Consider the following 12,030-nt stretch of genomic DNA (forward strand, 5'->3'; position numbering starts at 1 on the left):
GAAAAGAGAAGGAACAGAATGGCACAGGGAACTGTGAAGTGGTTCAACGCGGAGAAGGGGTTCGGCTTCATCGCGCCGGAGGACGGCTCCGCTGACGTCTTCGTCCACTACTCCGAGATCCAGGGTTCGGGTTTCCGCACCCTCGAGGAGAACCAGAAGGTCGAGTTCGAGGTCGGCCAGGGCACCAAGGGCCCGCAGGCCACCGGAGTGCGTGCGCTCAGCTGAGCGGCGCAAGGATCCACAGCTCGTCCCTCACCACCGGCAACGGGGTGAGGGACGAGCTATATCTGGGGTAGTCACGGCCCGTGTGCGCCGGCGGAACGGTCCGCCGAGCATGCCGCGGCGCAGGTGTGGCGAAACGGCAAGGCATACTGATTCGAACTCACGGGCGTACGCTCGGTGGTTCGAGTCGCAAGCACTCGACCACACGCGGCGTCACGGTATAAACGTGTCTGGTGCGACGTTCAGCCGTCGCAGCCGCTCGCCCCAGCCGCGCGCAGCGGGAAACTACGCAGCGCGGGTCGATCAGGAAAGGTGTATTCGCCGGTGGCAACACGAGACCTCGGTGCAGCCGACCAGGGTCGTCCCCTGCGTCGTCTCGTGATCGTCGAGTCCCCGACCAAGGCCCGCAAGATCGCGCCATACCTCGGTCGTAACTACACGGTCGAGGCGTCGGTCGGCCATATCCGGGATCTGCCGCGCGGCGCGGCCGATGTCCCGGCCAAGTACAAAGGCCAGTCCTGGGCGCGCCTCGGCGTCGACGTGGACAACGACTTCGAACCCATCTACGTCGTGAGCCCGGACAAGAAGGCCAAGGTCACCGAGCTGAAGAGTCTGTTGAAGGACGCCGACGAGCTCTACCTGGCCACCGACCCCGACCGGGAGGGCGAGGCGATCGCCTGGCACCTGCTGGAAACGCTCAAACCCAAGGTCCCGGTCCGGCGGATGGTGTTCCACGAGATCACCGAGCCCGCCATCCGGGCGGCCGCCGCGGACACCCGCGACCTCGACAACGATCTGGTCGACGCACAGGAGACCCGCCGCATCCTGGACCGGCTCTACGGCTACGAGGTCAGTCCCGTGCTGTGGAAGAAGGTCATGCCGCGGCTGTCGGCAGGCCGCGTGCAGTCGGTGGCCACCCGGGTGATCGTGCAGCGCGAACGTGAGCGGATGTCGTTCCGCTCGGCCGAGTACTGGGACATCGCCGCCAAGCTGGACGCGGGCAACGGCGAGGGGAGCGACGCCACCAACCCGAGAACCTTCGGCGCGCGACTGGTCACCGTCGACGGCGCGCGGGTCGCCACCGGACGCGATTTCGGTTCGGACGGCAGGCTGAAGTCCACCAACGGCGTCGTCGTACTGGACGAAGGCTACGCGCGGCGCCTGGCCGAGGCGCTGGACGGCGTCGATCTGGTGGTCTCATCGGCGGAGGCCAAGCCGTACACCCGCAAGCCCTATCCGCCGTTCATGACCTCCACGTTGCAGCAGGAGGCCGGACGCAAACTCCGTTTCACCTCCGAGCGGACCATGCGGGTCGCGCAGCGACTGTACGAGAACGGCTACATCACCTATATGCGTACCGACTCGACGACGCTGTCGGAGTCGGCCATCGCCGCGGCGCGCGCGCAGGCGACTCAGCTCTACGGCTCGGAGTACGTGCACCCGACCGCGCGGCAATACAACCGCAAGGTGAAGAACGCCCAGGAGGCACACGAGGCGATCCGCCCGGCGGGCGACACCTTCGCCACCCCAGGCGAACTGCACGCGCGGTTGGACAACGACGAGTTCCGCCTCTACGAACTCATCTGGCAGCGCACGGTCGCCTCCCAGATGGCCGACGCCAGGGGCACCACGCTCACGCTGCGCATCACCGGCGTCGCGGGCACCGGCGAGGAGTGCGTGTTCTCCGCCTCCGGCCGCACCATCACCTTCCCCGGCTTCCTGAAGGCCTATGTGGAGAGCGTCGACGAGGAGGCGGGCGGGCAGTCCGACGACGCGGAGTCCAGGCTTCCCGCGCTGGAGGAAGGCCAGGCCGTCACCGCGGTCGAGCTGAATCCCGATGGGCACAGCACGAATCCGCCCGCGCGCTACACCGAGGCTTCGCTGATCAAGACGCTCGAAGAACTCGGCATCGGCCGTCCGTCGACGTATTCGTCGATCATCAAGACGATCCTCGACCGCGGCTACGTCTACAAGCGCGGCAGCGCGCTGGTGCCGTCATGGGTGGCGTTCGCCGTGATCGGCCTGCTGGAAGAGCATTTCGGCCGGCTGGTCGATTTCGACTTCACCGCCGCCATGGAGGACGACCTCGACGCCATCGCCGGTGGGCGCGAGCAGCGCGGAAACTGGTTGTCCAGCTTCTACTTCGGCGGCGAGCACGGCGTCGAGGGTTCGGTCGCGCGGTCCGGCGGTCTGAAGAAGATGGTGGGGGACCGGCTCGACGACATCGACGCCCGCGAGATCAACTCCATCAAGCTGTTCACCGACGCCGCCGGGCGCGACGTGGTCGTCCGGGTCGGCAAGTACGGGCCCTACCTGGAGCGGATGGTCACCGATCCCGATGACCCCGAAGGCAATGCGGTGTCGCAGCGGGCCAACCTCCCGGACGATCTTCCGCCGGACGAGCTGACGCCCGAGGTCGCCGAGAAACTGTTCGCGACGCCGCAAGAAGGTCGCTCGCTCGGCGTCGATCCGGAGTCGGGGCACGAAATCGTCGCCAAGGAGGGGCGTTTCGGTCCCTACGTCACCGAGGTGCTGCCCGAACCCCAGGCCCAGGAGGGCCAGGAGCCCGCCAAGAAGACCGCGAAGAAGGCCGCGGCGCCCAAGCCGCGCACCGGTTCGCTGTTCAAGTCCATGGATCTGGCCACCGTCACGCTCGACGACGCGCTCAAGCTGCTGTCGCTGCCGCGCGTGGTGGGTACCGACCCGGCCAGTGGCGAGGAGATCACGGCGCAGAACGGACGTTACGGGCCTTACCTGAAGAAGGGCACCGACTCGCGTTCGCTGAACACCGAGGATCAGATCTTCACCGTCACGCTGGAAGAGGCGCTGAAGATCTACTCCGAGCCGAAGCGCCGTGGACGGCAGGCATCGAGCGCCGCTCCGCTGCGGGAACTCGGCAACGACTCGGCCACCGGCAAGCCGATGGTGATCAAGGACGGCCGCTTCGGTCCGTACGTCACCGACGGCGAGACCAACGCGACGCTGCGCAAGGGCGACGAGATCGAATCGATCACCCCGGAGCGGGCCATGGAGCTGCTCGCCGACCGGCGGGCGCGCGGGCCGGTGAAGAAGACCGCGAAGAAAGCCGCGGCGAAGAAGGCGCCCGCCAAGAAGACCGCCGCGAAGAAGACCGCCGCCAAGAAGGCGACCGCCACCAAGACGGTCGCGAAGAAGACCACCGCGCAGAAGGCGGCGGCGAAGAAGGCCGGCGTCGGAAAGTCGTGAGTTCGCGGCTCGTGGCCGTAGCCTGAGCGCCATGAGTACCGAACAGGAGCGCGAGGATCTGATCGCGATGCTCGCCGACCAGCGCGAGCTCTTCCGGATCACGCTGCGCGGCATCGATGACGAGCAGGCGCGGCGGCGGACCACGGTGAGCGAGCTGACCCTGGGCGGATTGCTGCACCACCTGGTCAGCTGCGAACGGCACTGGACGTCGGTGATCGTGCGGCGCGACGAGAACGCGGAGCTGGATGTCTCGCAATTCGCCGCCGAATACGTCATGGCGGATGACGAGACCGTGGCCGGACTGCTGGCCACGTGGGACGAGGTCGCCGCGGCGACGGCGGAGCTGATCCGTTCGGTGGACAGTCTCGACACCTCGATCCCCACCCCGACAACGCCGTGGACTCCGGAGCGGATCTGGCAGTCGGTGCGCTACACGGTGCTGCACATCCTGCGGGAGATCGCGCATCACTCCGGGCACGCCGACATCATCCGTGAGGAATTGGACGGGGCGAACAGCACGCGGCAGCGGGCTTCCTAGTCCCGCGTCTACGCCGAGTACTGCCGCGGCATCCTCGGGCTGACAGGCAGCCCGGGCTGCCGTGCGCCGCGCCGAGACCGGGCGTCTGCGGGGAGTGGTCGCCAGCGCGGGCGAGTAAGTCCGGCTACAGCCGCTCGCGTCGTTCCGTCATCGATTCCCCGATTCGAACCGAGCCTGTCGGTGCATCGGCGCGAACCGCCGCATATGTGGCCGAGCGTGTGCTCGGCTCGGGCGGGCATGGACCTGCTGGGTCACCTTGGTCGTCGCCGCGGCGTGCGGCGGCGCGCTGACCCTCACGCTGGTGCCGCGGCTGCTGCGCGAGTCGGCAACCGGCGCGGAAACCGCGGAGTCCCCTGACGTCGCGTCCGTCCACAGCGGCGGCCTCGACGCCACGCCACCGGAACACAGCGGGAAACGCGCTTCGTCCCGGCACGACAGCGTGCCGATCGGGGCCGGCGCGGAGTCCACCGCGCGGCCGCAGGGCCGCGACCAGGTTTCCCGCGCCCATGCCCCGACCCACCTCGAAGGCAGGCCGAGCCGTCGAGGACGGGCATGCGGATGTCCATCAGCACCACGTCGGGACGCAGGCAGCGGGTCATCCGCACGGCCTGCTCGCCGTTGTCCGCCTCTGGCCCGCCGATCTCGATGATCAGTGGCGGGCCGCGCACCATCACTGCCGAGCTGCGCGTGCTGGCGACCCGGCGGGCGCACAAGCGGGCCCTGGAGATGTCGGCCGGGGCGGCTAGGGTGTACGCCGTGGCGGGAGTCTTCGATCGGTTGGTCGGCCAGGAGGCGGTCGAGTCCGAGCTGACGGCTGCCGCCGTCGCGGCCCGCGCCGGTGTGGTCGAGGGCGCGATGACGCATTCGTGGTTGTTCACCGGCCCGCCCGGGTCGGGCAGATCCGTCGCCGCGCTGTGTTTCGCGGCGGCGCTGCAGTGCACCGACCCGGCCACGCCGGGGTGCGGCAGGTGTCACGCCTGCACCACGACCATGGCCGGCACGCACGGCGACGTCCGCCGGGTGGTGCCCGAGGGGCTGAGCATCAGTACCAAGGAGATGCGCGAGATCGTGCAGGTCGCCTCGCGCAGGCCGAGCACCGGGCGCTGGCAGGTGGTGGTCATCGAGGATGCCGACCGCTTGACCGAGGCGGCGGGCAATGTGCTGCTCAAGGTGGTCGAGGAGCCGCCGGACCGGACGGTCTTCCTGCTCTGCGCGCCCTCGGTCGACCCCGAGGACATCTCGATCACGCTGCGCTCCCGCTGCAGGCATGTGCACCTGGTGACGCCGTCGGTGGCCGCCATCGCGCGGGTGCTGCGGGAGCGTGACAACCTCGACGAGAAGACCGCGGCATGGGCCGCGTCCATCAGCGGCGGGCATGTCGGCCGTGCCCGCAGGCTCGCCACCGACGAGGAGGCGCGAGCCCGCAGGCAGCGTGCCCTGGCCTTGGTCACGGCCGTCGGAAAGCCCGGTGCGGCCTACGCCGCCGCCGACGAGCTGGTGCGCGCGGCCGACGACGAGGCCAAGCAGATGAGCGCGGTCCGCGACGAACGTGAGCGCGAGGAACTCGCCACCGCGCTCGGCGCGGGCGGCACCGGCAAGGGCGCGGCCAGCGCCACCCGCGGCTCCGCGGGCGTGCTCAAGGACCTCGAGCGGCGGCAGAAATCCCGCGCCACCCGCACCGGCCGCGACGCCCTCGATCGCGCCCTGATCGACGTCGCGGGCGTCTATCGCGACGCGCTCGCGGTGCGGTTCGGGGCCACCCGGCTCGGCTCCGGCGTAGCGCTCACCCACCCCGACCTGACCGACGAGATCCACGATCTGGCCGACCGCATGCGCCCGGAGGGCCTGCTGAAGTCCATCGAGGCCGTTCTCGCCTGTCGCACCGCGCTCGACCAGAACGTCAAACCCCGTTTCGCCCTCGCCGCCATGGCCGCCGCCCTCATCGCAGCCCGCGCACAATGACCGTGACCACCCGTTTTCGCGATCGGGCGGAAGAGACGATAGACTGCCCTGGCCGAAAGGCACGCCGCCTTAGCTCAGTCGGTAGAGCGCTTCACTCGTAATGAAAAGGTCGGGGGTTCGATTCCCCCAGGCGGCTCAATCAAACAGCCAGGTCACGGTGGTTCCGGCCGCCTGGTACGGACCTGGTGTCTGCACCGTGGTCATCAACCGCGACGTACCTTCCGACGAGCCGGAAAGTGCACAGGGCCGCTGCACCTGCTTGCCGCGTCGTCTACAGGCTGCTTTTACTCCCGCGATCCCGACGGTAAGCGCCGTCAGTCCTCGGAGACGTTCAACGCGTAGGCCGGTGGCCCAAGGGTGGGCCGAGTTCGTCGGCAAGGTCGACGTCGCGGAGGCGCTGAAGATGCGTCAAGCCAGACGCGCCACCGGTTTCGATGATTGCTTCGTACCCGTGGTGACCTCGCCTATGCCTACGGTGGGGCAGTTCGGCGGGACCATCGGGCTCGCGCGCGGATATACACGCCGGACCCCGCGCCGGTCCACCGGGACCCGGTTCGCGGGGTGCCGTCGTCTTCCTTACGCGGTGACGCCCAGCCCCAGCGCGATCGCGACCGGAATCAAGTACAGCATCGGAAACGCCACGGTCTTGTACGAGCGGGCCCGCAGCACAGTGATCACCGCGCCTGCGAAGTAAAGGATCAGGCCGATGGCCGCGGCGACTCCGACCGCGGGAACGAAGAGGCCGACGAGCAACCCGAGCGCTCCGGCGGCCTTGGCCAATCCCAATGGGGTCCACCACGATTGCGGCACACCGTATTCCACCAGCGGGTCCACGACGAACGCTGCCCGCCGCAGCAGCGAGAATGCCGAGAAGCCGACCCAGGCGGCAGCGGCGATGGTGACGACGACATATGCGGTGCTCATGGCGATTTCCCGGTTTCTCGGTGGTTCGGATGGGTTCACCTCGATGACGACACAGCGCGTCGGGGTGTGACATCGAGCGGTCGATGATCTCGCCGATTCGCCCGCTGACATCGGCGGCCGCCGCCGGGAGGGTGCTCGCCAGTTCGAAGTGCTCGAGCACTGAGTTCAGGTCACCATCGAAGTCGGCGACGACGCCTGGGCGGCGTTCGCACTGACACACGAGGTCCGGAACAAGCCCGAGCACGGACGACGCTGGAACCTATCCGTCGCTCGCTGAGCAGGGTTCGTCGCTCACTCTTTCCGCACATCGGCGAGGGCATCCTGCACGGAGGCCGCAGACCGTTGCCGCCGCTGACCGTGTATCCCGCGCATGCGCGGTCCTCGATTTCCGAACGGGTCCACGCTGAAAACCGGGCGCATAGCGTGGTCGGACACGCCCGCAGGCCCGCATTGCTCGGCGATGCAGTTCAGATGGGCCGGAATCCGGCGCCTATGTCGTTGCGGGCGTCGATGTCGGTGAGGATGGCGTTGATGTCGGTTCCCACTTCGGGTCCGAGACAACCCATGCCCAAGTAGGCGTTGACCATTCCGACCAGGGTCGAACCGATCACCACCGGCGCGCCGGAGTCGCCTTTGAGCACGCACATCTGGGTCCAGGTGTCCCGGCTGTCGCCCATCATGTCGCCCCAGGCGACACCGCAGGTTTGGCCGGTGGTCCGGCCCTTCTTGCAGACGATGTCGGGGAACTGCGCGGGAGCGCCGAGATTCTCGATGCGAAACCCACCGACGTCCCGGGCCGGAGCCACTCGCGTGGCGTCGAAGTCGATGACGGCGTAGTCCAGTTCGTGATCGGCGTAGACGAACCGTCCGAGCACCCCGTAGCTGGGATAGGTGACGGACGTGACGCGCGCTCCCGGTTCACCGCAATGGCCCGCCGTCAGACCTACCAATCGGCCTGCCGCGTCGTAGCCGATGGTGGTGAGCGTGCATTCGGCTTCGTCGTCGATCACGATGCCGGACCCACCGCCGATCGGCGGCGGCGGTAACTGCGGAACACCGGCCGCGGTGCCTGCGCCGACCGAGACGGGGCCGCAAGCCAGTGCCGCCGCGGCGATAACCTTCATCCACGCACCAGCCATCGTTCCTCCCATCGGGTCGAGCCCAGTTCCGGCGACACGACTCCAGCCGTGCCCGACGAACTCGGCACCGCATTGTCATCGATCGCGGAACCCCTTCGGCAACAGGGGGTTCCGCGCGTTGCTTGTTCGGGCTACCCATACCTGCGCGAGGGAAACGGGGCGTCGGCCATACTGCCTCAGCGGTCGGCAGATTCCGCTGTGTCGTAGGGCCTAGGCCGCCGGCGAACCGGCTGGCGACCGGAAGGCGTCGGTGCACCCCCTCGGCGCACTTGACGGAAGCAATCGCCGGTCGGGTCGGTGCGGCGATATCACGAGTAAGGAAGAATCTTCGACGTCGCCGAGATCGCCGCGGCCAGCAACGCTGTGGCCGCGGCTGCGGTGCCGGCGGAGCCGGTGAGAGCGGTGATGCCAAAGGAGAGAACCAAGCAGGTGAACAGGGCCAGGACTGCGGTTCCCCACTCCGCCCCTGCGATTCGGGTTGGTCGGTTTCGCATCGCTGTCATAACGGTCAGCTACCCGCCAGCATTCAAATGAAACCGTCACCGGACACCACCTCGACGACGCGGGGGCCGGCGGACGTGAGGTCGGCGTGTTCGTCGGGTCACCACGGCGAGTCGATCCCGCCGGGCGGCGTCGGGGCGGAGAATCGTCCTCAGCGGTTATCGCTCGAGTTGCGACAGGCTGAACGCGGTGAGGAATCCGGCCACCGTGATCAGTCCGACCCACAGATGGGCGTGTTCGAATGCTTCGGGGATCATGGTGTCGGCGATCATGGACAGGATCGCGCCACCGGCCAGGGCGGTGATCGCGGCGAGCACGGCAGGCTGGGCGCCGCCGAGCAGTCCGTAGCCCGACATCGCGGCCACCGCGCTGATGATCGCGATCCCGCCCCAGAGGGTGAACACATAGCGCCGGGAACGGCCTCCTCGGCGCATTCCCGCCGCGCTGGACAGGCCTTCGGGGATGTTGCTGATGAACACCGCGGCTACGGTCACCATGCTGACGGCTCCGCCGCCGAGCAGGCTGGTGCCGATGACGATGGACTCAGGGACGCCATCGAGCAGCGCGCCCAAGGCGATGGCGGTGCCGGAGCCGGATTGTTCGGATTCGCTGGGCTGCTGATCTCCGGAGCGTTTGCGGTGCCGGGCGCCGCGGCGCGCCAAAGCTAGGTTCGCCAGGGTGTAGCTCACCGCCCCGGTCACCGCGCCGAGTGCCGTTGGTGCCAGCCCTGCGCGTTCGTGAGCTTCGGCGATCAGTTCGAACGACACCGCCGACAGGAGCACTCCGCTACCGAAACCCATGATGCTGGCGATGATCTTCGTCGGGATGCGCGCGAAATAGCCGACCAAAGCTCCTGCCAGCAAGGCGGATCCGGCCAGAAGCCCCCAGCCACCCGCAGCCCACAACCCTGACACCGAAGATCCCTCTCCTCCTCCGCCGAACGTCCAACCGATGCCGACGATCGCGCTGATTCCTCTTCGGAGCTACCCGCACCGGCGAGACGGAAACGAGATGTCGATCCAGCTCGTGTGTACACGGCAGCCCGATGAACGAGAACTCGGGGAGGGGCCACATTCCGAGGAAGTTGAATTCGGCACAGCGAAGCCACTTCTCGGCGTCATGGACCGAACCATGATGGGCAGTGTCGGGCTGGGACAGCCAGCTCGCCGATCTGATGGCGTTGCGGTTCGGCCACTTCGCGTCCGCTGTTCGAGGGTGGGCGCATGCTCCTGGTCCGGAGTCTCGGTTTTGCCGGTGAAGCCTCGAGGGCAGTGTCCGGCGGCCGGCCGGTGTGACGCCGAGCAGGTAGCGGCTCGCGGTGCGACGGGCCCGGCGTCCTCCGCTGTCGACGGAGGCTCCGCGTCGATGTCACTCACCAGGGCAACCCCGGGGTGAGCGCGCGCGTGGGTTTTCTGCGAAGGTGTCTGTGTGGAGTTATTGAGCAGGAACCATGTGAGCGTGCGCGGCAAGATCGGCGCGCCGGTGGTCGTGCTCGCCCACGGCTTCGGGTGTGACCAGCACATGTGGCGGCTGGTCGTGCCGGTTCTCGAGCGCGACTTCACCGTCGTCCTGTTCGACCACGTGGGCGCGGGCCGCTCGGATCTCTCGGCGTGGACCCCGTCGCGGTATTCCAGCATGGACGGCTACGTGGAGGATGTGCTGGCGCTGCTTCGCGGGCTGGAGTTGGGGCCGGTGGTCTTCGTGGGGCACTCGGTCAGCGCGACGATGGGCGTGCTCGCCGCCGCACGCGAGCCCGCGGCATTCGCCGGACTGGTCCTGGTGACGCCCTCGCCGTGCTTCATCGATGATCCGGTGACCGGGTACCGGGGCGGTTTCAGCGCCGCCGACATCGAGGAACTCCTGGAAGCGCTCGATGCGAACTATCTGGGCTGGTCGGGTGCGATGGCGCCGGTCATCATGGGCAACCCGGACCGTCCGGAGCTGGCCGAAGAACTCACCAACAGTTTCTGTCGCACCGACCCGGAGATCGCGCGCGTGTTCGCCCGGGTCACGTTCCTCTCCGACAACCGGGACGATCTGGACGATGTGGGCGTACCCACGCTGATCCTGCAATGCTCCGCCGACGCCATCGCCCCGCCCGAAGTCGGGACGTTCGTGCACGAACGGATCCGGGGCAGCCGGCTGGTCACGCTCACCGCGACCGGACACTGCCCCCAGCTCAGTTCTCCCGCCGAGACCGCCGCCGCCATCGCCGCCTTCGCCGCCGAAACCGGATGACGGGCGAGGCGGGCGACCGAGAGGGCGGCAGTGCTCTCGGAGCGGGGACGGACGACGACGCGGTGTTCGCCGCGTTACTGGAGGACAGCGCCGAGGACCTCTACGAGAACGCCCCCTGCGGATACCTCTCCACCTCGCTGGACGGCCGCATCGCCAAAGTGAACGCCACGCTCCTGGACTGGCTCGGCTGGCGGCGCGACGAACTGGTCGGCCGCAAACACTTCTCCGACCTGCTCACCGTGGGTGGTCGCCTCTATCACGAAACCCATTTCGCCCCGCTGCTCCGGATGCAGGGCGACATTCGCGGCATCGCCCTCGAGATGAAGACCGCCGACGGTGGCCGACTACCCGTCCTGGTGAGTTCGCACGTCAAAACCGGCGGAGAGGGGCAACCGCTACTGATCCGCACCACCGTCTTCGACGCCCGCGAGCGCCGGGCCTACGAGACGGAGCTGCTGCGGGCACGGCGCGAAGCCGAGCAGGAGCGCGAACGCCTGCAGCGTCTGAACGCCACTTTGCAGACCACTCTGCTGCCACCCGACCTGCCCGAAGTTCCCGGCCTCGAGGTCGCCGCGTACTACCACATCGCCTCCGTCGACGAGGTGGGCGGCGACTTCTACGATCTGTTCCCCATTAGTGCCGACACCTGGGGAATGTTCCTAGGCGACGTCTGCGGCAAGGGAGCCCCCGCCGCAGCACTCACTTCACTGGCCCGGTACACACTGCGCACGGCCACCGCATACACCCATGACCCGGCCGCGGTGCTCGACATGCTCAACGCCACGCTCACCGAGCGACACCACGGGCACAGGCCCCGCTTCTGCACGATCATCTTCGGGCTCATCCGGCCCACACTCGATCGCGAGGGTTGTGACATCACCTTGGCCGGCGGCGGGCACCCGCCCGCGCTGCTCCTGCGTGCCGACGGCGACGTGGAGGAGATGCACACGTGGGGTGGCCAGCTGATCGGGGCCATCCCGCATGCCCACATCGTCACCAGGAGTTTCCGGCTCGAAGCCGGGGACACGCTGCTGCTCTACACGGACGGACTCACCGAAGCTCGCGTCACGGAGAACGGCGGTCGTTACGGCGACCGAGCCCTCGCCGACTTCGCTCGCGCGCTGGCGCCCGTCACGGCCTCCGGCTGCATCGAAGCGATCCGGGAATTGCTCGACTCCTTCGGGCCGGGAGTGGAGGACGACACCGCCCTCCTGGCCCTCCACGCGCTACCTCAGCCCCGGGGCGCCGCGCGCTGAGACGCGGCTGGCGGAGAGGCCGTGC

9 protein-coding genes, 1 tRNA gene and 1 pseudogene are annotated in these 12,030 nt (G+C 68.3%); 7 read left to right on the top strand and 4 right to left on the bottom strand.

Going from position 1 to position 12,030, the window contains the following annotated elements:
* The first annotated feature begins 18 nt into the window (after nucleotides 1-18).
* The 3 genes from ACWDMM_RS26465 to ACWDMM_RS26475 all read left to right on the top strand — a co-directional run bounded on the left by ACWDMM_RS26465 (nucleotide 19) and on the right by ACWDMM_RS26475 (nucleotide 3,985).
* Nucleotides 19-225, top strand: coding sequence for a cold-shock protein (locus ACWDMM_RS26465; protein ID WP_011206895.1), 207 nt, complete (start codon nucleotides 19-21; stop codon nucleotides 223-225).
* 375 nt (nucleotides 226-600) lie between these two features.
* Complete coding sequence (gene topA / locus ACWDMM_RS26470; RefSeq protein WP_323124588.1) at nucleotides 601-3,447, top strand: type I DNA topoisomerase; 2,847 nt, start codon at nucleotides 601-603, stop codon at nucleotides 3,445-3,447.
* Nucleotides 3,448-3,478: 31 nt separating this feature from the next.
* Nucleotides 3,479-3,985, top strand: coding sequence for a mycothiol transferase (locus ACWDMM_RS26475; protein WP_195077978.1), 507 nt, complete (start codon nucleotides 3,479-3,481; stop codon nucleotides 3,983-3,985).
* A 521-nt stretch (nucleotides 3,986-4,506) separates the two neighbouring features.
* Here the strand turns inward: ACWDMM_RS26475 and ACWDMM_RS26480 are convergent.
* Nucleotides 4,507-4,632: pseudogene (locus ACWDMM_RS26480) on the bottom strand (response regulator); the annotation flags it as partial.
* A 79-nt stretch (nucleotides 4,633-4,711) separates the two neighbouring features.
* Here ACWDMM_RS26480 and ACWDMM_RS26485 point away from each other — a divergent pair.
* Together ACWDMM_RS26485 and ACWDMM_RS26490 are read left to right on the top strand one after the other, a co-directional pair.
* The gene (locus ACWDMM_RS26485; RefSeq protein ID WP_435406596.1) at nucleotides 4,712-5,947 is read left to right on the top strand and encodes a DNA polymerase III subunit delta'; all 1,236 of its coding nucleotides are present in this window, start codon (nucleotides 4,712-4,714) and stop codon (nucleotides 5,945-5,947) included.
* Nucleotides 5,948-6,010: 63 nt separating this feature from the next.
* Nucleotides 6,011-6,083, top strand: a tRNA-Thr gene (locus ACWDMM_RS26490).
* Nucleotides 6,084-6,523: 440 nt separating this feature from the next.
* On the opposite strand, the gene ACWDMM_RS26495 is transcribed toward ACWDMM_RS26490, so the two are convergent.
* The 3 genes from ACWDMM_RS26495 to ACWDMM_RS26505 form a co-directional block, all read right to left on the bottom strand.
* A complete protein-coding gene (locus ACWDMM_RS26495) occupies nucleotides 6,524-6,871 on the bottom strand; it encodes a DoxX family protein (protein ID WP_195077979.1) in 348 nt (115 codons plus the stop codon).
* Between the two features lie 467 nt (nucleotides 6,872-7,338).
* Nucleotides 7,339-8,010: a chymotrypsin family serine protease gene (locus ACWDMM_RS26500; protein WP_357110610.1), complete on the bottom strand. Its 672-nt coding sequence runs from the start codon at nucleotides 8,008-8,010 to the stop codon at nucleotides 7,339-7,341.
* A 659-nt stretch (nucleotides 8,011-8,669) separates the two neighbouring features.
* Nucleotides 8,670-9,425: a ZIP family metal transporter gene (locus ACWDMM_RS26505; protein WP_195077981.1), complete on the bottom strand. Its 756-nt coding sequence runs from the start codon at nucleotides 9,423-9,425 to the stop codon at nucleotides 8,670-8,672.
* A gap of 514 nt (nucleotides 9,426-9,939) precedes the next feature.
* Between ACWDMM_RS26505 and ACWDMM_RS26510 the strand changes: the two genes are divergently transcribed.
* Complete coding sequence (locus ACWDMM_RS26510) at nucleotides 9,940-10,749, top strand: alpha/beta fold hydrolase (protein ID WP_449940052.1); 810 nt, start codon at nucleotides 9,940-9,942, stop codon at nucleotides 10,747-10,749.
* On the top strand, nucleotides 10,746-12,005 hold the full coding sequence (locus ACWDMM_RS26515; protein ID WP_449940055.1) for a PP2C family protein-serine/threonine phosphatase: 1,260 nt from the start codon (nucleotides 10,746-10,748) through the stop codon (nucleotides 12,003-12,005). The genes ACWDMM_RS26510 and ACWDMM_RS26515 overlap by 4 nt, the downstream gene beginning before the upstream one ends.
* Nucleotides 12,006-12,030 lie beyond the last annotated feature (25 nt).

Source organism: Nocardia sp. NPDC003726, from assembly GCF_053586955.1.